The 22,499-nt window shown below is 38.3% G+C and carries 20 protein-coding genes; 14 read left to right on the top strand and 6 right to left on the bottom strand.

The annotated features are described in order from the left end of the window. The first annotated feature begins 197 nt into the window (after positions 1 to 197). From LKD20_RS06055 to LKD20_RS06025, 7 genes are all read left to right on the top strand, one after another. Entirely contained in the window at positions 198 to 1,664 is a 1,467-nt protein-coding gene (locus tag LKD20_RS06055; RefSeq protein ID WP_119209100.1) for a DASS family sodium-coupled anion symporter, read from the top strand. A 181-nt stretch (positions 1,665 to 1,845) separates the two neighbouring features. Next, a complete protein-coding gene (locus tag LKD20_RS06050) occupies positions 1,846 to 2,250 on the top strand; it encodes a PACE efflux transporter (protein ID WP_039969553.1) in 405 nt (134 codons plus the stop codon). A gap of 58 nt (positions 2,251 to 2,308) precedes the next feature. Next, complete coding sequence (locus LKD20_RS06045; protein WP_024066506.1) at positions 2,309 to 2,812, top strand: ECF transporter S component; 504 nt, start codon at positions 2,309 to 2,311, stop codon at positions 2,810 to 2,812. 152 nt (positions 2,813 to 2,964) lie between these two features. After that, on the top strand, positions 2,965 to 4,098 hold the full coding sequence (locus LKD20_RS06040; protein WP_227721177.1) for a trans-sulfuration enzyme family protein: 1,134 nt from the start codon (positions 2,965 to 2,967) through the stop codon (positions 4,096 to 4,098). A gap of 10 nt (positions 4,099 to 4,108) precedes the next feature. Then, positions 4,109 to 5,293, top strand: a complete 1,185-nt coding sequence (locus LKD20_RS06035) for a MalY/PatB family protein (protein WP_227721176.1) — start codon at positions 4,109 to 4,111, stop codon at positions 5,291 to 5,293. 61 nt (positions 5,294 to 5,354) lie between these two features. Beyond that, entirely contained in the window at positions 5,355 to 6,314 is a 960-nt protein-coding gene (metA, locus tag LKD20_RS06030) for a homoserine O-acetyltransferase MetA (protein WP_005387716.1), read from the top strand. Between the two features lie 284 nt (positions 6,315 to 6,598). Further along, complete coding sequence (locus tag LKD20_RS06025; protein WP_227721175.1) at positions 6,599 to 7,870, top strand: O-acetylhomoserine aminocarboxypropyltransferase/cysteine synthase family protein; 1,272 nt, start codon at positions 6,599 to 6,601, stop codon at positions 7,868 to 7,870. A gap of 538 nt (positions 7,871 to 8,408) precedes the next feature. Here the strand turns inward: LKD20_RS06025 and LKD20_RS06020 are convergent. Then, positions 8,409 to 8,996 carry a PepSY domain-containing protein gene (locus tag LKD20_RS06020; protein WP_227721174.1) on the bottom strand — a complete coding sequence of 196 codons (588 nt, stop codon included), beginning with the start codon at positions 8,994 to 8,996 and terminating at the stop codon, positions 8,409 to 8,411. Between the two features lie 335 nt (positions 8,997 to 9,331). Here LKD20_RS06020 and LKD20_RS06015 point away from each other — a divergent pair, with 335 nt between their 5' ends. Beyond that, positions 9,332 to 9,898 carry a biotin transporter BioY gene (locus LKD20_RS06015; protein WP_039969556.1) on the top strand — a complete coding sequence of 189 codons (567 nt, stop codon included), beginning with the start codon at positions 9,332 to 9,334 and terminating at the stop codon, positions 9,896 to 9,898. 152 nt (positions 9,899 to 10,050) lie between these two features. Here the strand turns inward: LKD20_RS06015 and LKD20_RS06010 are convergent, their stop codons facing one another. The 4 genes from LKD20_RS06010 to LKD20_RS05995 all read right to left on the bottom strand — a co-directional run bounded on the left by LKD20_RS06010 (position 10,051) and on the right by LKD20_RS05995 (position 15,143). Continuing rightward, positions 10,051 to 10,815: a TIGR03943 family putative permease subunit gene (locus LKD20_RS06010; protein ID WP_227721173.1), complete on the bottom strand. Its 765-nt coding sequence runs from the start codon at positions 10,813 to 10,815 to the stop codon at positions 10,051 to 10,053. Between the two features lie 52 nt (positions 10,816 to 10,867). Further along, positions 10,868 to 12,403, bottom strand: a complete 1,536-nt coding sequence (locus LKD20_RS06005; RefSeq protein ID WP_227721172.1) for a permease — start codon at positions 12,401 to 12,403, stop codon at positions 10,868 to 10,870. Continuing rightward, positions 12,400 to 13,269: a CobW family GTP-binding protein gene (locus LKD20_RS06000; protein ID WP_227721171.1), complete on the bottom strand. Its 870-nt coding sequence runs from the start codon at positions 13,267 to 13,269 to the stop codon at positions 12,400 to 12,402. The genes LKD20_RS06005 and LKD20_RS06000 overlap by 4 nt, the downstream gene beginning before the upstream one ends. A gap of 425 nt (positions 13,270 to 13,694) precedes the next feature. Next, positions 13,695 to 15,143: an aminoacyl-histidine dipeptidase gene (locus tag LKD20_RS05995; RefSeq protein WP_227721170.1), complete on the bottom strand. Its 1,449-nt coding sequence runs from the start codon at positions 15,141 to 15,143 to the stop codon at positions 13,695 to 13,697. A 316-nt stretch (positions 15,144 to 15,459) separates the two neighbouring features. Here LKD20_RS05995 and LKD20_RS05990 point away from each other — a divergent pair, with 316 nt between their 5' ends. The 3 genes from LKD20_RS05990 to LKD20_RS05980 are packed head-to-tail and all read left to right on the top strand — an operon-like array spanning position 15,460 to position 18,710. Beyond that, the gene (locus LKD20_RS05990) at positions 15,460 to 16,911 is read left to right on the top strand and encodes a nicotinate phosphoribosyltransferase (protein WP_227721169.1); all 1,452 of its coding nucleotides are present in this window, start codon (positions 15,460 to 15,462) and stop codon (positions 16,909 to 16,911) included. A gap of 8 nt (positions 16,912 to 16,919) precedes the next feature. Then, positions 16,920 to 17,687 (top strand): NAD(+) synthase, encoded by a 768-nt coding sequence (nadE, locus tag LKD20_RS05985; RefSeq protein WP_227721168.1) that lies wholly within the window; start codon positions 16,920 to 16,922, stop codon positions 17,685 to 17,687. Positions 17,688 to 17,732: 45 nt separating this feature from the next. Further along, a complete protein-coding gene (locus tag LKD20_RS05980) occupies positions 17,733 to 18,710 on the top strand; it encodes an asparaginase (protein ID WP_227721167.1) in 978 nt (325 codons plus the stop codon). Positions 18,711 to 18,866: 156 nt separating this feature from the next. On the opposite strand, the gene LKD20_RS05975 is transcribed toward LKD20_RS05980, so the two are convergent. Then, positions 18,867 to 19,643: an adenosylcobinamide amidohydrolase gene (locus LKD20_RS05975; protein ID WP_227721166.1), complete on the bottom strand. Its 777-nt coding sequence runs from the start codon at positions 19,641 to 19,643 to the stop codon at positions 18,867 to 18,869. Between the two features lie 178 nt (positions 19,644 to 19,821). Here LKD20_RS05975 and LKD20_RS05970 point away from each other — a divergent pair, with 178 nt between their 5' ends. Genes LKD20_RS05970 through yfbR form a run of 3 tightly spaced genes read left to right on the top strand, consistent with a single transcriptional unit; the run spans position 19,822 to position 22,237 of the window. Then, positions 19,822 to 20,751: a mechanosensitive ion channel family protein gene (locus LKD20_RS05970; protein WP_227721165.1), complete on the top strand. Its 930-nt coding sequence runs from the start codon at positions 19,822 to 19,824 to the stop codon at positions 20,749 to 20,751. A gap of 24 nt (positions 20,752 to 20,775) precedes the next feature. After that, entirely contained in the window at positions 20,776 to 21,633 is an 858-nt protein-coding gene (locus tag LKD20_RS05965; RefSeq protein WP_227721164.1) for a D-alanyl-D-alanine carboxypeptidase family protein, read from the top strand. Positions 21,634 to 21,646: 13 nt separating this feature from the next. Next, entirely contained in the window at positions 21,647 to 22,237 is a 591-nt protein-coding gene (gene yfbR / locus LKD20_RS05960) for a 5'-deoxynucleotidase (RefSeq protein WP_227721163.1), read from the top strand. The last annotated feature ends 262 nt before the right edge of the window (positions 22,238 to 22,499 follow it).

Below are 22,499 nucleotides of genomic sequence, written 5' to 3'. Positions count from 1 at the left end.
TAAATTAATAATTTTCGATATTTATATTATATTGCATAAAATTAAAAACGACTAGTTTAAGAAGAACTATTATAAAAAGTTTAGTATCTATTAATAACTGTTATGTTTTATGTTATGTACTGATATTAAAAATTTTGATATACTAGACAAGCATTTTTTTGCAATTTTTTGTTTTGAAGTAGTAAGGAGAGTTTCTAATGAAGTTGAATTGGAAATTATTCGCACCGCTTGTAGTAGCTATTCTTGTATGGCTTATCGGTGCTCCTGAAGGTCTTAGCGCAAATTCTTGGATTTACGTAAGTATTTTCGCGGGCCTCGTGGTAGGTTTGATTTTAGAACCAATGCCACCAGCTTTTATCGGTATCATTGCAGTTACCGTATCTATGTTGTTTAAAGTAGGGCCTGCCCCTGTTGTAGATAAAGCAACTGGTGTAGCAAAGGCGATTACTGATGCACAAGCTATCAGTTGGGGCCTCAGTGGTTTCTCTAATGCCATTGTATGGTTGATCTTTGCAGCCTTCATGATCGGTATTGGCTATGAAAACTCTGGTCTTGGCCGTCGTATTGCCTTGTTCTTGGTAGCAAAGCTTGGTAAGTCCTCTTTAGGTCTTGGTTATGCCATTGCTATTACTGACCTTGTATTGGCTCCATTTATTCCAAGTAATGCGGCTCGCTCTGGTGGTACGATTTACCCAATCGTATCTAGTATTTGTCCAATGTTCGATTCTTACCCAGATAAGAACCCTCGTAAAATTGGTTCCTATTTGAACTGGGTAGCATTGGCAACTACATGTGTATCTAGCTCTATTTTCTTGACTGGTGCAGCGCCAAACCCATTGGCTCTAGAATTGTCTGCTAAATCTGGTATCGTAGCTGCTAACTGGGGCACATGGTTCCTTGCATTCTTGCCAGTAGGTCTCATCTTGTTTATCATCACTCCATTGTTAACGTATGTATTCTGCAAACCAGAGGTAAAAGGTTCTCCTGAAATTGCAGCATGGGCAAAAGATGAATACAAGAAATTAGGTTCTATGACACGTAGTGAAATCTTCATGGCCTTGATTTCTGTATTGGCTCTTGTATTGTGGATTGGTGCTTCTACATTCAAAGTAAACCCAACTACAACGGCTTTAATTGTTATTATCTTGATGATTTTCACTAAGATTATGACATGGCAAGACTTCCTTGCTAACAAACCAGCATGGAATGTTTTGACTTGGTTCGCTACACTCGTGCCTATGGCTTCTGGTCTTAAAAACGTAGGCTTCTTAGAATGGCTTGCTAAATCTGCAGGTGGTTCTTTAGTTTCTTTAGATCCTACAATGGCAGTTCTTGGTTTATTGTTAGCATTCTGCTTGCTTCGCTACTTCTTTGCTTCTGGCACTGCTTATGTAACAGCTATGGTAGGCTTGTTTGCAACTCTAATTCTTCAAATTCCTGGTGTTGATCCAGCTCAAGTTATGTTAATTCTTTTAGTACCAATGGGTATTATGGGTATCCTTACACCATATGGTACAGGTCACAGCCCAATCTGGTTTGCTAGTGGCTACAACAAAGGTCCTGAATTCTGGAAATTAGGTGCTATCTTTGGTATTATCTACCTTGCAATCTTTATCGTGGTGGGTATTCCATGGATTCAGTTCGTAATGCCACTTTTAGGATAGGCTTTCCGCCGCCATATGTCTCTCTGCGCTCCATCCTGACGCAAGTCGCTGGACAGATATATGGCGGCTTTTTCTATCATAAAATGGCAATACTCCACAAAGCTCGACAAATCTAAAAAAATAAATATAATAGTAGAGTGATAGTAAATTTCTTATCTAGTTTCTGATGGAGGTGTTTATTATGTCTGCTTCAGAGCGTGTGGTACAGTCGATTTTGTATGAGGTTGGTTGTATTTTAATCGGTTGTTTGGTGATGTTGTTTGTTCCGCATGATGGACAGCCCTTTGTATTGATGGTTATTTTTTCCTTGCTAGCTATGGTTTGGAATTTTGTATTTAACTGGATTTTTGATAAACTAGTACCAGGTGATCGATTAGAGCGGGGACCTGTAATTCGTACGATTCATGCCGTATTGTTTGAAGGTCTATTTATGTTCGCTACTGTACCGATTATTATGTACATGATGCATATGAGTTTTTGGATGGCTTTTGTGACGGATATAACGATGACATTGGTTATCCTAGGGTATACTTATGTTTATAATTGGGTATATGATCGGGCACGTCTATATTTTGTAGAAGCTTAGTTTTACTATATGAGGTAAGTACCTCTTAAAAATCTATATTGTATAGTAGGAGGTTCTTATGTCTACCAAATCTATTACGGGCACAGGCCTATTGTTGGCCGTAGCCTTATTAGCGCAAAGCTTGCGCCTTATTTTCCCATTTATTCCTAACCAGGTGAGTATGTTCCTCATCGGTTCCATCACGTCTGCTACGTTTGTACTAGCCACATGGCGCTATGGTTGGAAAAATGGTCTCGTTATTGCTTGGATTGCGCCTGTAGTAGCGCATTTACAAGGAATGTTGCCGTTGCCACCGTTTATTTTGATTACGGCCCTTGGCACGACTGCCTATGTATTTGTAGCCTATTGGTTACAACATAAACCGAAGGTATTGCTTATTGTTGTGGCAGCTTTAGTGAAAGCCGGTGTTCTGTTCGGCGGATATTCTTTATTCTTTTCTCTATTCCAATTTCCACCGAAGATTGTAAATACTATGTTGTTTGTGTCTAGTTGGCCGCAGCTAGTAACATCTTCTTTGGGTATTATCTTGGCATTGCTTATTACAAAACGAACAAAAAATTAGGCTAACTTAACTTGAAGTTATGGCAAGCCATTCAAAATAGATATGACTTTTTAGGGGCACTCATGGCGTATGAGTGCCCCTTTTTGTTGACCTTAATCATTGTCTACTTTTATAATTAATATATTGTATACAAATATGAGGAGTTGAATGGAATGAAATTTAATACAAAATGCGTTCATGGCAGCGGTAGACCAGATAGCACTGGTGCAATTTCCCCTGCAATTTATATGTCTAGTACATTTTCCCATCCAAAGTTGGGTGATACAACAGGATATCAATATACACGTGAGTCTAATCCAACACGGGATCGTTTGGAACAATTGATTGCAGGTCTTGAAGATGGTAAGGATGCATTGGCATTCTCCTCCGGCATGGCCGCAGTGGACGCTGTATTCCATCTATTCTCCCCTGGAGATCACATCATTTTAGGTGATGATTTGTACGGTGGCTCTATTCGTATGTTCACAAATATTTACGAACAAAACGGTATCGAATTCACCTATGTTGGTACATCCGATCTTGATGCGGTAAAAGCAGCTTTCAAACCAAATACAAAGGCTGTTTATATTGAAACCCCAACAAATCCGATGATGGAGATTACTGATATTCGTGCCTTGTGTGCCTTAGCTCATGACCGCAATGCACTAGTTATTATCGACAATACATTCTTGAGCCCTTACTTCCAAAAACCATTGAATTTGGGTGCCGATATTGTCGTTCATAGCGGTACTAAATTCATCGGTGGTCATCATGACGTTATTTCTGGTTTCACCATTGTAAATGATGATGAATTGGCTGCTAAATTGCGCTTAACATATAAAACTGTAGGAGCTTGTTTGTCCGCCATGGATAGTTGGCTCGTAATCCGCGGTGTTAAAACATTGGCACTTCGTATGGAACAACACCAAAAGAATGCTATTGCTCTTGCTGAATGGCTCAAAAAACAACCTAAAGTTACAAAAGTGTTGTTCCCAGGCCTTCCAGAACATCCAGGCTATGAAATCAATAAAGCCCAAACTACAGGCTTTGGTGGCATGTTGTCCTTTGAAGTAGATAGCGAAGAAACTGCCAAAAAAGTATTAGAAGGCATTGAGCTTATTCAGTTTGCTGAAAGTCTTGGTGGTACAGAGTCCTTGTTGACCTACCCTGTAACACAAACACATCCAGATTTAAAACCTGAAGATGCAGAGCGTAAAGGTATCACACGTCGCTTATTGCGTCTATCTGTAGGTATTGAAGACACAGATGATTTGATTGCGGACTTAGAACAAGCTTTCAATAAATAAAGGAGTTCCTATGGGACAATATAATTTTGATCAAATTTTAGATAGAACGCATACAAAATCCTTGAAATATGATTTTGCTGTCAAACGCGGTAAACCAGCAGATGTGTTGCCATTCTGGGTAGCGGACATGGATTTCGAAATTCCACCTGAATTGAAGCAAATCTTGTTGGACCGCGTGAACCATGGCGTATTTGGTTATACCGAATCCGATGATGAATACTTTGAAGTGCTACAAAATTGGTTTACTACGCGCTTTAACTGGAACCCAGAACAAAAATGGCTCGTTAAAACGCCAGGTGTTGTATTTGCTTTGGCTATGGCGGTTCGCGCTTTCACCAAGGAAGGTGAAGGGGTGCTTATCAACCAACCTGTGTATTATCCATTTAGTATGGTTATCGATGATAATGACCGTCGTCTCATCAATGTGCCATTACTCAAAGGCGAAGAGAAGTATACCATTGATTTTGAGGGCATTGAACGGGCTATCGTTGAGGAAAATGTAACATTATTCCTCTTGTGCAATCCGCATAATCCAGTAGGCCGCGTGTGGACTGAGGACGAGTTAAAACGTCTCGGCGACATTTGTATTAAACATAACGTACTCATCGTGAGCGACGAAATTCATGCTGACTTTGTTTGGAAAGGGCATACGCACAAGGTTTTTGCTGATCTTGGTGAAAGCTATGCAGAACACTGTATCGTATGTACAGCGCCTAGTAAGACTTTCAACATCGCTGGCTTACAAGTAAGTAATATTTTCATTCCTAATGATTCCTTACGTCGTCGTTTTATTAAAGAAATCGATCGCGCTGGCTATAGCCAGTTAAATACGATGGGCATCGTTGGTTGTGAAGGGGCCTACAAAGTCGGGGCACCTTGGCTCGACGAGTTAAAAGAATACATTCAAGATAATATTCAATTCACCATCGACTATGTAGCAAAATATATGCCGAAAATTCACGTATATCGTCCAGAAGGGACGTATCTCATGTGGCTAGATTGCTCTAAGTTGCCATTAAGCCCTAAGGAACGTGATGAATGGATTATCAATGAAGCTAAATTGTGGCTCGATACGGGATCCATGTTTGGCGTCGATGGAGAAGACTTTGAACGTATTAATGTCGCTTGCCCTCGTAAGGTATTAGAAGAAGGGCTCGAAGCTTGGCGACGTGCTTACGAGGCTAAAGGCTTTTAATTAGATTAGTTAAATTGTTTCGATTAGGTTATCAAATTGTAGAATATATAGAGGTGAGAATATGCCTATTAAAGTAATAAAAAATTTACCGGCCATTACGAAATTAGCTCAAGAGAATATTTTCGTGATGGATACAGAACGGGCGGAAAATCAACAAATCCGACCTTTGCAAATATTGCTAGTCAATTTGATGCCTACTAAAGAAGTTACTGAAACTCAAATCTTACGTGCTCTCAGTAATAGTCCATTGCAAGTGAATTTAACATTATTGCATACTGCATCTCGCAAGGCTAAAAATACAGATGAACAATATTTAGAAACGTTTTACCGTACCTTTGATGAAGTGAAAGATGAGTTCTTTGATGGCATGATTATCACTGGAGCTCCTGTAGAATTAATGCCCTTTGAAGAGGTAGACTATTGGTCTGAATTGGTAGAGATTATGGATTGGGGCGAAGAGCATGTATACTCTACGTTCTATATCTGCTGGGGTGCTCAAGCTGGTTTGTATCACCACTTTGGTATAAATAAATCCATTATGGATGAGAAGTTATTCGGCGTGTACGAACATGATATTTACAATGATCGTCCAGTATTATTACGTGGTTTTGATGAGAAATTCTGGATGCCACACTCCCGTCATACAACGGTTTCCTTACAACAAATTAAGGAAAATCGAGATTTGGAATTGTTGGCAGGTTCTGAGGCAACAGGGGCAGCTATTGTTCGCAGCTTAGACAATAAACATATCTTTGTATTTGGTCATGCCGAATACGATTGGGATACACTTAATCGTGAATATGAACGAGATGTTAAAAGAGGGTTGGATATTGCAGTTCCTGAAAATTACTTCCCAGATGATGATCCTAAACAACGTCCTATCGTACGCTGGCGTTCTGTAAGTACATTGTTATTTACAAACTGGTTAAATTACTATGTATACCAAGAGACACCGTACATTATTGAACAAATTCAAAAAATGAAATTTGAACGCGATAAAAACTTAGGTGCCTATATCTAAATTATCGTTACTAGAAAATTCCCCTAATTACTTTTTAAGGTTTCTACAGAGAAATACTCTCGGAAAGTAATTAGGGGCTTTTTTATATATAAGAAAGGGGATAGCTTGATTTGTTGCTCTTTAGAGCTTGATTTAATTCTAGGTTTTGAGGGCGTATAATTGGCTATAGCTTCAAGCTATGGATAACGATATAAATTAATTGTAGACATAAATTTTAAAACATAGTACTATACTAGGTATAAAGAGTGAACTTAATATATAGTTAATATAAAGGAGTTGTTATAATGAGCAAACAATACAGATTTGAAACATTACAATTACATGCCGGTCATACGGTAGATCCAACAGGTTCTCGTGCAGTACCTATTTACCAAACTACATCTTTCGTATTTAAAGATGCAGAAGAAGCAGCTGGTCGCTTTGCTTTGACTAATCCTGGTGGTATTTATTCCCGCCTTGGCAATCCTACTACTGATGTATTGGATGCTCGTGTGGCACAACTTGAAGGTGGTGCAGGTGGTATCGCAGTAGCATCTGGTTCTGCAGCGGTTACATATTCCATTTTGAACGTAGCAAATGCTGGCGATAATATTGTTGCTGCATCTACATTGTATGGTGGTACTTACAACTTGTTCACAGCTACATTGCCACGTTTTGGTATCGAAACTAAATTTGTAAACCCTGATAATTTGGAAGAATTTGAAGCGGCTATTGATGAAAATACTAAAGCTGTTTATATCGAGTCCATTGGTAACCCTGGTATTAATCTTATCGATGTACAAGCAGTAGCTGATATTGCACATAAACACAATATCATTTTGATTGTAGATAATACATTTGCATCTCCATACTTGTTCCGTCCATTAGAACATGGTGCTGACGTAGTTGTACATTCTGCTACTAAATACCTTGGTGGTCATGGTACAACATTGGCTGGCGTAGTAGTAGAATCTGGCAAATTCGATTATAAAGGTTCTGGTAAATACCCTGGCTTCTCCGAAGGTGATGAACATTACAATGGTTTAGTGTATGGTGATTTGCCAATTCCATTCACTGTAAAAATTCGTGCTCAATTGCTTCGTGATACTGGCGCGTGCATTACACCACTTGCAGCATGGCAAATCTTGCAAGGCGTTGAAACATTGTCCTTGCGCGTAGAACGTCACGTAGAAAATGCTCGGAAAGTAGTAGATTTCTTGACTAAACATCCTAAAGTAGCATGGGTAAGTTACCCAGAATTAGAAGACAGCAAATACAAAGCTTTAGCTGACAAATACTTCCCTAAAGGTGTTGGTGCTGTATTCACATTCGGCATAAAAGGTGGCAAAGAAGCAGGTATTAAACTTGTGGACTCCTTGGAAATCTTCTCCAACCTTGCTAACGTAGCAGATGCTAAATCCCTTGTTATTCATCCTGCATCTACAACACATGCACAACTTAACGAAGAACAACAAAAATCTGCTGGTGTAACCCCAGATATGATCCGTTTGTCCATCGGCCTTGAAAATATCGATGACATCATCGAAGACTTGGCACAAGCTTTAGATAAAGCATAATTTCTTACTTCCATTGTGGAAATACTATAGATCAAACTTTCAGAACATACAAATGACATTCTTGAGCATGACCTCGCTTAAGAAATAGAACACAAACTATCAGACCTATAAAACTTATACAAAAGACCTCCCTTCGTGGGAGGTCTTTTTGTGTTGAAGAATGTATCCTAGTTAATTGTAAATTAGATTGTTGGGTTATGGTAGACATCTATAAATATATAGTAATATCTGGAGGATAGAAGATAGAGGATAGGGAATAGAAAAAAGACCTTGGATTCAACGATCCAAGGTCTTTTAAAGGGAGTATAGTGTGTGTAACGTTTGGTCTGTGGTGTGTGAACACAGACCTTTTACCTATTGTGTGAGATAGGGTTTTGGGAGAGCCCTTTGTGAGTTATAGGGCTCTCTAAGTTTGTGTGTTAGTTTGTGTGTTAGAGAGTGTATCCATTGGGATACTGTGTGTATAGTATGTGTGTTATATGTGTAGTGTGTCATCTTAGTGGGTTAGGATAGGGGTTCACTAGATGAAAAGAGCTTCTTAGTATTTTGTAGTTTTTACTTTGGAGCTCAATACTTTACCGGATGTAGCGTCAACTTTTACTTCTGCTTTTTTGTCGCCACCAGTTGTCATATCGAATTCGTATACAACTTTACCGTTTTCGCGTTCAACGGACCATTCCATAGTTTGGAAGTCGGAACCAACTTTTTCAAGAGCTTTTGTTTCAGCTACTTCAGGGATGATGATGTTTTGAACGTTAATAGTTTTGTTTGCTTTAGCATAGCCTTTAACTTCTTTACCAACGATTTGGCCAGTTGCTTCGTCTACTTTAAGTTCTACTGCACGATTGTTGTAGTAACCTTCTACTTCATAGTAAGGGTTATGTTTAGCATCGTAAGAAATAGATTTTACAGTAGCGCCAGGGAAGTTTTGTTGGAATACTGTAACAGCGCCCATGTAATCAACAGAATAGTTAGCTTGAGCGGATGGAGCTACGCTACCAACGCCTTTCCAGTTGCTATTGTTGTTGTAAGCATGGTTGCTAGCTGCGCCAACTACGCCTGCTAATAATACTGTACTAACGCCAAATGCACATAATACCTTTGATACTTTTTTAACATTTTTCATAATGAATGCCTCCTAATATAAGGTACTTTTATATACTGTTTTGTGAAAGTAGATTTTACTCAATCTACTTACGTATAATTTAATGTTGTTACATGAATATAAAATGAAATTTAAAGTTTTTTGTATGAAGATGAGTATATCTTTTAGTTATTATGAACGATTGATAATAACTATAATATATGGTCAAAAAAACAAAATACTTGGAATTGCTGTATATATAGTATTAGACTACATAGTTAACTAAAAGTCAACATGCATAGTTGACAATTAAAAATACAAGTGATTTAATTTAGGTAGTTAGTAGTTTGTTGATGTGTTATTAATGGAGGTATACCATGAGTTCCACAGTATCGAAACAAGGTCGCATTACTACCCGTCAATTAACGATGACAGCACTCTTTGTGGCATTGATTGCCGTAGGTGCTTTCATACGGGTACCATTACCTAATTGTCCATTTACATTACAAATCTTATTTACTACCCTCGCAGGCATTGTGTTAGGTAGTCGATTAGGTGCTGCTAGTGTTGGTATTTACATTGTATTAGGCTTAATTGGGGTACCGATTTTTACATCTGGTGGTGGTCCTGGTTACATTTTACAACCTACCTTTGGCTATTTGATCGGTTTTATGGTAGGTGCTTATGCAGTAGGTCGTATTGCAGAATCTATGGAGAAACTTTCCTTTAAACGATTATTAGTAGGTTCCATATTAAATCTATTTATCGTATATGGCCTTGGTATGATTTATCTATACTTCATTATGAATTTGTACTTAGGTAAACCAATTGGGGTAGAGGCCGTTATTATTACATGCTTCTTGATTCCAGTAGGTCCAGACATCTTCCTTTGTGCCGTTGCTGCATCTCTTGGCAAACGAATTGTTAAAGAGTTACATCGATAATATAGTTCATATATAATATAGTCCATATATAATACTATTATATATTTACTAAATATATGTTTATTAAAACCGAGGCATTAGGCCTCGGTTTTTGTTTATTGTTTATATATTTATTTAAGCCTCTTTAAGGCTATCGATTTAAGATTGTTTGTTTAAGGATATACATAACCTAAAATAGGTTCTGCTGATTTTATTTTTGTAATTTCTACGTATGGTTGTTGACGACCGTGGAAATCTCGTGTAGATACTTTGCCTTCGATAGAAACCCATTGTTCATTGGCTAAACTATCGCCATCTGGTTTATAGGCGGTCATGCCAATCGGTGCCACGTCAGCAATACAGCAGGACATAGCCATACGAGAGATGGTAAATTCATTAGATTTTAGCGTGTTATCATCGCGGTTTACATAGCCTGTCATATATACTGTGTAGTCTTTGTATTGGTCTACATTAGATCCAACCTTTACGATTGTTTGATAGAAATTATCTGAATTTAACACAATTTCTTTTTTATCTTTAGAAATGCCAGGCTCTTTGCTTTCACTATTAACAGTAATCATCTCGCCGATGGCATCATTTGTAAAGTCGAAGTTGTTTGTATCATCATTGATGCGTGCAGCACCTTGAACACTAGTTGTAGGCACAAGGACAGGGGGAACGATGAGCAATACTACGGGAATAATGATAGGTACGATAGAGCGCCAGTTGTGTTTATAATAGCGCGATGGAGCCCAAATAACCGTAGCCAATCCGCCTAATATGAGAGCTACACTGCTAATGCCTAGCAGTAGTTCATATCGTGGTGCGATATAGTTCAAATAACGACCGGTTACGATTAGGTATACACAGCAGATACCTAAGATGAGGTAAAGTAAGCCTTTCACAATGGAAAAGCGATCTTTAAGTCCTAATTTCATAGAATCATCTCCTTTTATATTCATGAAGAACTGAAATAGTAATGACTAAACATTAGCTTAAAAAGAATTGAAAACCTAATGCGGCTAAATAGGATATAACAACAATTGTTAAGCCTAGACGAAGAATAAATGATGTAGGCATATATTGTTTTAAAATATATACATTTTTAATATCGAGCATAGGTCCTAAGATGAGGAAACCCATGACTGAGCTCATAGGGAACAGAGTGCTCAAGGATTTGCCTATAATAGCATCTGATGTAGAGCAAACAGAGAAGAAGAACGCTAATAATAGCAGAATTGGGATGGCCCACACATCAGGTAATGTGATACCGGCATTGATGAGCCAAGGCTTTCCATACACTTGTACTACGGATAGTACACAAGCTGCAATGGAGAAATAGAATAAGAGCTGGGAGAACTCTTTTTCCATATGAATGAGTAATCTTCTTTTATTGATATGCTTACTTTCCGATGATTCTAAGACGATTTCTTCATAACTTAGGTTCTGTGCCGTTTTAGCTTTCATCATAGACGTAGATGGTGGTATAAAACGGAATGATAAGACTACCAATAAAGCTACGCCAAGGCCAAGTATGATACGCCATACGGAGATCATTGGATCATCTGGGAAGGCATACCAGGTGGATAGAATAGTAATCGGATTGATGATTGGGCTGGCGAGCATAAATAGGATGGCTACAGATAATGGTACGCCTCTATCTGTAAGTGCTTTAAATAATGGAATAATAGCACAGTCGCAAACTGGTAAGGCTAAACCACTAACCATAGCGGCACCATAGCTCTTCCAAGAATGATTTCCTAATAGTTTTAGCAGTATTCTTTGTGGTACGAAATAGCGAATTACTGTTGATCCAATGGTTCCTAATAATAGGAACGGGATAGCCTCAATAATGAGGCCTGTAATGATGGCAAAACATTGATGAATAGAGTAAGGAATGTCATGACGGAATGCAGTGACTAATAGTATGTAGGCTGTAATGCCGATAACTAATAGATTTGGTATGAGTCCCCACGTAGAATTGCGGCATAATTCTGCTACCTTTTCTGGCGCTGGCGCAGTTACAATCTTGGCGTCACTGTTATAGGTCCGTAATAAGGCGTGATGTGTATCGGTTTCTGTGATGATACAATCGGCACTATATAATTGGCTTGTTACATCATTACCTAAACCAGGCAAAATGGATGCGACGAATTGGTCTGTACAAAGATATAATACCTTTTCGATTTGTAATAGATGGCGCAGCTTATCACTATATAGCAAGGCTTCTAGTTGGTGAAAGCTGATCATACCGTTCCATTCAATCCATATTTCTTTAGGCTTTACCTTGTCGACATAGCTTGCGATTTCATTAGCTATAGAACTATATGTGTGGGGTTCATTAGGCGTAATTGCACTAAGCCTATCAGGATTGAGTTGTAATCCTTCTTTGATGAGTGATACAGTACCTTCTTCGGCGCTGATACATGCTGTGCCACCAAGCTTTTTACGATATTGTAGTTGTTCATTTATGAAAGTACTTTTACCAGAACCGATGAATCCGGTAACGATATAAACAGGTATCATGATTGACACACTTCGTTATGTACCATTGGCACATTAAAATCTGTACCAATAACAACTAAGCTATAGTCCGTGGACTCACTAGGGGATAGGGAACAGTAATGGGTACCGTATTGCAACTCATGAGGTCCTTCGGCGGTCGGTACAATCCCTTTAGCACGGAGTACTGTATCAGGCATACCTTCTAAGATGGTTTTCCATTGAACTAATGTGAGCGTACGCAAGTCTTTAAAGGTATGGCTCATAAATAGATGTTCGTCATGTAGAGAGTGGTCATCATGACAATGATAGAGACGTTTGATATAGTCTCGTAACGCAATGGTGCTCCATGCTTCTTCGTGAATTGGAGTATTTGGTGCTAACTCGTGAATCATACGTTTTGTAATGCTTGTTTGTTGGATATCTTCGGTATGACTTAAGAAGATGGCATCACTATTTGTGATTTGATCTTTAAAGAAGAGGCCAAAGTTTTTGATAAACATAGGTGCTTGCATGGCATCTACGGTGGTTACCGATGCATGAACATAGGCGGATTTTGCAATCTCTTCATCCTCGCATGTATGGATGATTTCGCTTAATTTGCTGACCCCTGATGGTTCAATATAGATGGTATCTACATCGTAATTTTGCAGAATGTCGAGCAGTGCTTGTTGGAAATTTCCTTGCAAGCTACAGCAAATACAGCCAGATGTAACTTCACGAATGGTAGCCCCTGTTTTTGCAAGATTTGCTGCATCGAGGCTGGTTTCACCAAAATCATTTTCTATAATTAAAATTTTATCTGTAGATTTATGTTCTTTTAGTATGTGTTGTAAAAATGTTGTTTTTCCAGACCCTAGAAATCCGGATATGATAACAATAGGGATCATACGTACCTCCTGAGTAATGTAAACACAGTATACACCTATAGGATAACACAGAAAATACACCCTAGGGTATATGCATAGTTATGAAAGTACTATTTTTCTTAAAATTCTCATTAAATATATTGGTTATATACCTTATATGAGTATAGTGACAGATGTATTTAATATTCATAATTGATTGTGAAAAGTATTGTATATATCGATTTACGTATATATGAAGAGATACTCCTCTATGAATAAATATTAATTTCAAATTTTGGGAGAAGAATATAAAAAAATCCCTCCTATAGAAGACTCAGTCGAGGGAGAGTTGACTGAACTCCTTATAGGAGGGTGAGAAGAGAATTCGTTATATAAATCTCTAATTAGATTACCTTTAGTATACCAAATTATACATAAAGTATATAGTCAATATTACTATTTTATGTTTATTGTAACTTAGCTAATAAAGCTTTTAGATATACATATACATTTTCAACAGATGGTAAATGAACGCGTTCCATTGGTGTATGTGGACTTACGATAGTAGGACCAAAGCTGATCATTTGTGTATTTGGTAGTACACCTTTTAACAAGCCACATTCGAGACCGGCATGAATTGCGTTGACATTCGCTGGTGTATCAAACATTTCGTTATGTAAGGAAATAGCTTGCTCTTCAAGTTTTGATCCTTTGTCATATTCCCATGCTGGATAGCCACCAGTGCGTTCTGCAGATACGCCAAGTGTTTTTGCAAGAAGAAGCATTTTCTTTGCTAAGAATTCAAGGCTGTTACTGTTAGAACTACGAATAGAGATGAGTACTTCAATAGTATGTTCATTTTCGCGTACGATTGCGATGTTGTCAGAAGTTTCTACAAGATTTGGGATAGATTTGCTTACAGAATGAACACCATCTTGTGCAAGATAGATGTAAGTAATGAGGGCTTCTGTTGTATCATCCGCATAGACTACATCAGGTGTTGCGACATCTTCTACGACAAATTTAAGACCTGGATCTTGGATACCATACTCATGGAGATATTGTTTCTCTTGGTATTCAATTAAAGTTTTGATGGCTTCTACATCTTCAGCGCGTACGGATAATGTAGCTACTGCTTTAGAAGGAATGGCATTATGTTTTACACCGCCTTCAAAGGATGCTAAGCATACAGGATATTGTTGTTGAATGTCATAGAGTACGCGTGTTAATACTTGGTTAGCATTTGCGCGTTGTTCGCAGATTTCGATACCAGAGTGACCGCCTTTAAGGCCTGTTACGGTAAGAGTTAAGCCTGCATCATAACCAGGTTGGTTATTTTCACGCAATAATGGAATGTTTACGTGAACATGACAACCGCCAGCACAGCTAACAGTGAAGTCGTGCTCTACCTCTGTATCGAGGTTGAGTAGGTAATCGCCACTTACTTGGCCTTCTTTAATGGCGAAAGCGCCATCCATGCCAGTTTCTTCATTGGTAGTGAACAATAATTGCATAGGTCCATGTTGTTGACTATCATCTTCGAGGATGGCAAGCATCATCGCACCACCCATACCGTTATCTGCACCTAGTGTAGTATGGTCTGCGTGCATCCATTCACCTTCGATGATGTTTGCAATAGGATCCTTGGAGAAGTCATGATTGGAGTCATGATCTCGTACACAAACCATATCGATATGGCCTTGTAAGATGATAGAAGGTCGGTTTTCATAACCTGGAGACGCTGGCTTTTTGATGACTACATTAAATTGATCGTCTTGATGAACTTCAAGCCCCAAGTTTTTAGCGAAGTTTACGATATAATCGCTGATGCCTTTTTCGTTTCCTGATTCACGAGGAATTTGGCTCATTTCTTTAAATATTTCTAATACGCGTTTTGCTTGAACGATTGATTCCATAATGGTTCCTTTCATTCTCATGTAAATAATAGATATATATGTTGATTGATTATACGGAATACTTAGTGTTTTTATTAGTATCTGAATTTGTAATACCAATAAAAGAGTTTATTCCAGTGATAACTTTCACCGACACATATATGGAATATATAAATAGTTAGTATATATATAGTTATATCACAAGAATGATTATTAGGATAGTTAATGAAATCTGTAATATATGTATGTACTGGCTATATAGGAATAATAATGTATAATGAGGATATACGATTAACGATTGATTAACTCCATTAGATTTTAGAAGGTTGGTGAACCGATGCAACACGACAGTCGCAATATTAGTATGCTCATGGATTTTTATGAGATGACCATGGCACACGGCTATTTTACACAACATGAAAATACGGATCGCGTCGCTTTTGATGTGTTCTTTAGACGCAATCCAGATAAGGGTGGCTTTGCCATTTTTGGTGGTCTTGAACAAATCGTTGAGTACATTTTAAATCTACACTTTGATGAAAGTGATATCGGTTTTTTACGGAATCAAGGGATCTTTAGTGAGGAATTTCTAAACTATCTTAAAGATTTTTCCTTTACTGGTGATGTATATGCGTTCCCAGAAGGTTCTATTATTTATCCAAATGAACCAGTTATAACCATCGTAGCTCCTCTCATAGACGCACAAATTGTAGAAACTGCAGTGCTAACTATGATGAACCATCAGTCCCTTATCGCTACAAAGGCTAATCGCATCGTTCGTGCTGCGGATGGGCGTGTAGTAGCCGACTTTGGAGCTCGTCGAGCTCATAATGTGGATGCCGCTGTATATGGTGCGAGAGCAGCCTACATTGGTGGGGTACAGTCTACGGCGACTGTTTTAGCAGGCCAACAATTTGGTATTCCTGTGAGTGGAACCATGGCTCATAGTTGGGTTATGTATCATGATTCTGAATACGAAGCTTTCAAAGCTTACGCTGAAGTGTATCCAGATGGGGCTGTATTCCTTGTTGATACCTATGATGTATTAAACTCTGGGGTTCCTAATGCTATTAAAGTAGCTAAAGAGGTATTGGAACCTATGGGAAAACGCTTAAAAGGTATACGCCTTGATTCTGGCGACCTTGCGTACTTGGCTAAAAAAGCACGCCGCATGCTTGATAAAGCGGGTTTAGAAGATTGTAAAATTATGGCTTCCAACAGCCTTGATGAATATACGATTACATCCTTGTTAATTCAAGGCGGGCCTATCGATATCTTCGGGGTTGGTGAAAGACTGATTACCTCCAAGAGTGACCCTGTATTTGGTGCAGTTTACAAGATTGCTGGGGTTGAAAAAAATGGCGTATGGGAGCCTCGTATTAAGATTTCCGAATCTGTTGAAAAGATTACGAACCCAGGATTTAAAAAGGTGTACCGCGTGTACAATGAGAAAGGTCGTGCCATTGCAGATTTATTAACATTGTTAGAAGAGGTACCAGATACAACCGAACCATATCGTTATATTGATCCAGAACAACCGTGGCGTGAATTGTACTTTGAAAACTGTACTTTCAAAGAAATGAAACAACTCATTATTAAGGATGGAAAATTACTAGTAGAATTACCAACTTTAGATGAGCTTCGTCAATATGTTAAAGACCAATTAGAAACTGAAATTTGGCTTGAAGAGCAACGTTTTGAAAATCCACATCGTCATTACCTTGATATGAGTCCAGGATACTATCAAATGAAAATGGATTTATTAAATCGTATTTTCCGGAAGAAATAGGAGGGCTTATGTTAGACAATCCACAAGCTACAAAAGAGGCTCTAATTCAATGGATTCAAGAATATTTTAGTCAAAATGGTCCTAGTTGTAGCGCTGTAGTAGGTATTTCAGGTGGTAAGGATTCCACAATTGTGGCGGCCCTTTGTAAAGAAGCCCTTGGGTCAGAACGCGTAGTGGGAGTGCTTATGCCAAACGGCGTTCAATCTGATATCGATGATGCTAAGGCTGTTGTCAATCACTTAGGTATTCCTCATATTATTGTGAACATAGGGGCTGCGTATACAGCCTTAACAAATGCCATCATTCAAGGCGAAAGGTATGGAGTTGTTACCGGTAGAGCTGATATATCTAAGGATGCAGCTATCAATACACCGCCACGACTTCGGATGGCAACCTTATATGCTGTTGGTCAAAACTTACCGAATGGGGCGCGTGTAGCCAATACATGTAACGGCTCTGAAGATTATGTAGGGTACTCTACAAAATATGGCGATAGTGCAGGGGATTTTAGTCCTCTCGCCAATCTTGTTGTAGAAGAGGTTCGTCAAATTGGTCGACTCCTAGATATTCCGAAATATCTTGTAGATAAGACACCTAGTGATGGCCTCAGTGGTCAATCTGATGAAGATAAATTAGGTTTTACCTATGCAGTTCTAGATCGCTATATTAGAACTGGTGAAATAGATAATTTAGAAACAAAAGAACGTATTGATCATTTGAACCGTATTAATAAGCATAAACTAGAATTGATGCCTTCTTTTCAGCCCCAACGTTGATTAACAAATGATTCACTATTTTATGTATTTTATGATGGAGGAAATATGGAGACAAAAATAGCTTTGATTGGTACGGGTGGTACGATTGCTGGACAAGGCGCATCCGATACAGATTTGACTGGCTATACTGCAGGTGTGCTAGGTCTCAATGAGATTCTAGATTCTGTACCTGGCACAGAACCATATGGTCCATATACATATACTCAGTTTAGTAATATTGAAAGTTCCGATATTACAGTACAGCATTGGTTGGATTTATCTAAGTTAGTACAAGACTTAGTTGATCAAGAGGATATAGGCGGTGTTGTTATTACTCATGGTACAGATAGCATGGAAGAAACAGCCTATTTCCTTAATCTTATTGTTCATACAGATAAGCCTATCGTTATCACTGGCTCTATGCGACCTGCTGGAGCAATCAGTGCAGATGGTCCGATTAATCTATTACAAGCGATTCAAGTGGCGAGAACGCCAGAGTCTGTAGGTAAAGGTGTACTTGTTGTACTAAATGGCTATGTTGATGGAGCACGCGATGTTTCTAAGCGGAATACAACGAATGTAGCAACCTTCGATAGCCCATTAGTAGGGCATCTTGGCATTGTACAAGATGGAGTGGCTCATTATTATAAAGCATCTACTCGTCGTCATACGAAAGAATCTGTCTTTGATGTACATGATTTAAAAGAATTGCCGCGTGTAGTCATTTTGACTTGCTATGGTGGCATGGATGATATGGTACCGATGAGTGTTGTGGCGACTAACCCTGATGGACTTATCTTGACTGGGTTAGGGCATGGAACAATCCCTCAAAATGTACGTCAAATAACACAAAATACAGTATTCCCAACTGTACGGGCCTCTCGTACGGGAAGTGGCATGGTGTCTGCCGTACCACAAGATGCACTAGCAAGCTATCTTGTAAGTGATACATTGAGTCCACAAAAAGCTCGTATTTTATTGATGCTTGGCCTTACTAAAACTAAAAACCTTAAAAAGTTACAACAGTTCTTCTATGAGTATTAATTAGAAAAATAAAAAAAGATTTGAGAAAAACTCTCAAATCTTAATTTGATATTCATTTTCAAATATTATACTGTGTGTAACAGTTTTATATGCAATGAACCGCACATCCCGATCGCCTAGGATGTGCGGTTTTTATTTCGCCTAGGATGTGTGTGTTTATTCGGCGCCAATAGCATTTTCTAAGGCTCGTTGTATACCTATATAAACAGCCTTAGCTAATGTATCCCCGAATAGGGAGAAGGAGCCTGCATCTGTTAATACATCGCCATTTGTATCGATGGTGAGAATCACACCATCTGTAGAGGTGCCTGTTGCAGATGTCTTGCGCTCTTTTGTTATTGCATCAGGGATATCCTCATTGATAAATGGATAGAGTCGTACACTTTCAACACCCCAATCTTGAAGGGCTGCTGTTTTAGCCTCTGTAATTGTCATGATGGCTTTCACCATAGCACTATCTGTTAAGGCCTTGTTTGTAAAGACAAGAATGTTGATGGTACCAGGTACTATGAAACTGCCATCTCGCTCTTCGTAGCAATAGCCTGTGCCTGCACGATGGGCTGTTTTTTCATAGCCTGCAGTAACGATGGTTTCCACAATTGTATCGTGCTCTTCAACCTTAGCGTATGCGTGAAGATTCATTGTGGCAGATGTGAGTAGTGCTGTACTAAAATGAACAGGTGTATCGATATGCTCGAATTCTTGGGCTAAATAATTTGCTACAGAGCCGCCAGGTAAGTCTTTTTCTGTTTCAATCTGATAGGTTAATTGTTGATTTCGTACAGCTAATGTATGGTGATACCCACCATTGAGTTGACCACTAGATAAGGAATAATGGATGTCGTCAAAGTGTACTGTAACGGAATTTAATTCTTTCGTTACATGACCTCCTGTTACAAGCTCTTGTGGTGCTTCATATGGATTGTTAAACATATAAGTCTCCCTAGATTTAGATTGTTATATATGTAATATAACGATATAATAACTTTACTATCATTTTGTAAATGTATATGTAAAATTATAGCATATAGATATACTGTTACTATATTTAATAGTGTTTATTTATAGTGTATAGAGCTTTAGTTATAAAATGATACTAAGGAGGTTTACTGTGTCAGATATCTTAAGTACAATATCTGGGCTGATCTTTAAAGATGCTAATACTCTAGTTCAATTTAGAGACTGGTTCTTTTCACAAGCGGGTAATATATTATTAGCTCTCATTATGTTTTGGGTGGGGCGTTATGCTATTAAATGGGTAAAAACCTTTGCTGTTCGCATTATGACCAAAGCATCTTATGATACTGCAGCGATGAGCTTTATTACGCAGATCATCAATTATGCATTGCTAGTAGGTCTAATTTTGATTTGCTTAAATCAAATTGGTGTGCCTACAACATCCTTTGTGGCTGCTTTTGGTGCCTTCGGTTTAGGTATTGGTTTAGCATTACAGAGCAACTTATCTAACTTGGCATCAGGCTTATTAATTCTTATATTTAAGCCTTTTAGGGCAGGTCATGTTATTCAAGTTGGAGATACTGTAGGTAGTGTTAAGTCTATTCAATTTATGTATACTATTATCACTACTAAAGATCAAAGAAATGTGTATATACCAAACTCTATCCTTACCTCCCAAGCCATAACTAATATTGCTTATACTCACGAAAGGGTTATCCCGTTCGTCTTTGATATTGGTTATAACAATAATCATCATGAAGCAATTAAAATCTTAAAAAATATTTTTGCTGCTGATAAACGTGTACTCAATCCTAAAAATATGGAAATTGGTATTTCTGAATTTGGCGATAACTCTGTACGTATTGCTGCCTATGCACGCGTTAAGTCGAAAGACTTCTTAGATGTGCAATATAGTATTATGTCCGATGTAAAGGATGCATTCGATAAATATGGCATTGACATTCCATATCCTCAACGTGTTGTATATCTTCAAAATGTAGATAATTCTACTGGTGAAATTAAGGGGACTAAGAAAAAGGCAAACGCAACGAATGTTGCAATTGATGATAGCCCTGAAAATTAATGTGTAATGTAGAAAGTGAGATAAATGATATCTTTAACAACTAATGTAAATATGATTTTGAAACGACTTATTTTGATGATAGCCTTTATAGGCGCAGTTATTCTCGGTGCCAGTATTTCTCATGCCGCGTATATTGCACCACCATCTACAGTTGGTGAGGCCGTAGTCCTCATTGATGCAGATACAAAGGAAATTTTATTTGCAAAGAATCCAGATAAATGGATGCATCCTGCGAGTACTACGAAAATGGTTACCTTGTTAACAGCTTTAGAACTTAAAGGCACACAACTTGATGAACTAGCAACTATCAGTAGCTATGCAACAAGTATGGAGGAGTCCAATCTGGGTGTACGCGTTGGTGATCAAATCACTTTGGAAGGTGTTCTTGAAGGTATGATGGTTGCCAGTGGTAATGATGCGGCTGTTGTAGTAGCGGAAAATGTAAGTGGTTCTGTAGAGAAATTTGCGAAGGATATGAATCGCGTTGCTGTCAAAGCGGGAGCCAAGAATAGTGTATTCTTAAATCCTCATGGCTTGACGCAAATGGGGCATCACTCCACGGCTCGTGACTTGGCGATGATTGCAGCATACGGTATGAAATACCAAATGTTCCGTGATAAGGTCGCTAATGATTATTATAAGGTGCCGTATCAAAATCGTACACCTGAAACAATTCGTACCACAAACCATTTCATTCGCAATAAATATCCTGGTGCAAATGGTTTGAAAACAGGCTTTACGAATGCGGCAGGGGAATGTTTGATCGCATCAGCTACACGTAATGGTCATACTATGATTGTAGTTATGCTTAACGATGATAACCGTTGGGATGAAGCAGTACAGTTCCTTGATTATGGTTTTAAACTTCGCGGTGTAATTTAGTTCAGAGGGATATATGAGTTCATTTTTTGCATTTTTAAAACGCATGCGCTTTATCAACCGATGGAGCCTTATGCGCAATACAGAAACAGAAAATATTCAAGAACATAGCTTAGAAGTAGCTATGGTAGCGCATAACTTAGCGGCACTCAAAAATGAATACTTTGGTGGTAATGTAGACATTAATAAAGTAGCTGTCATTGCAATGTATCATGAAGTGAGTGAAATCTTTACTGGCGATATGCCAACACCGATTAAATATTTTGATCCAAAGCTTCGTGAACTATATGGCGAAGTTGAAACGTTGGCACAAGAGAAAATGCTATCTACCTTGCCAGAACGATTACAAGCTATCTATAAGCCTTTTATTGTAGATGCAGAGGAGAGTCCTGAATGGCCCATCGTTAAGGCGGCAGATACAATCTCAGCGTATATGAAATGTGTGAACGAACTCAAAGCAGGAAACGATGAGTTTAAAGAAGCACATGACTCTATCTTAGCTAAACTAAAAGCACTCAATATGCCAGAAGTTGATATGTTCCTTGAAACCTATATGCCTGCTCTTGGAAAAAGTTTGGATGAACTAAACTACTACGAAATCAAATAATGATTAAAAAAGAGACGACCAGAGGTCGTCTCTTTTTATTCTGCAAAAATACCAAATCTCCTACGTATGTGACTATTAGTGGCATATCAATTAATCATTATACTTCGTAATTTCTTGTATTTATACTTTAGTGTAGGAGGTAGTTAGATGTTGTTCTGCTCATCTCTCTCGTTCGAGGAGGTGAGACTATGAGTGATTTTGAAATATTGTCCCTAGTGGTAAGCATCATCAGCTTATTATTCACTTGTGGCGCATTCGTAGT

Origin of the sequence: Veillonella fallax (genome assembly GCF_020687175.1) — a bacterium.
Lineage (GTDB): Bacteria > Bacillota > Negativicutes > Veillonellales > Veillonellaceae > Veillonella > Veillonella fallax.
This window is presented reverse-complemented; position numbering and strand designations above follow the sequence as displayed.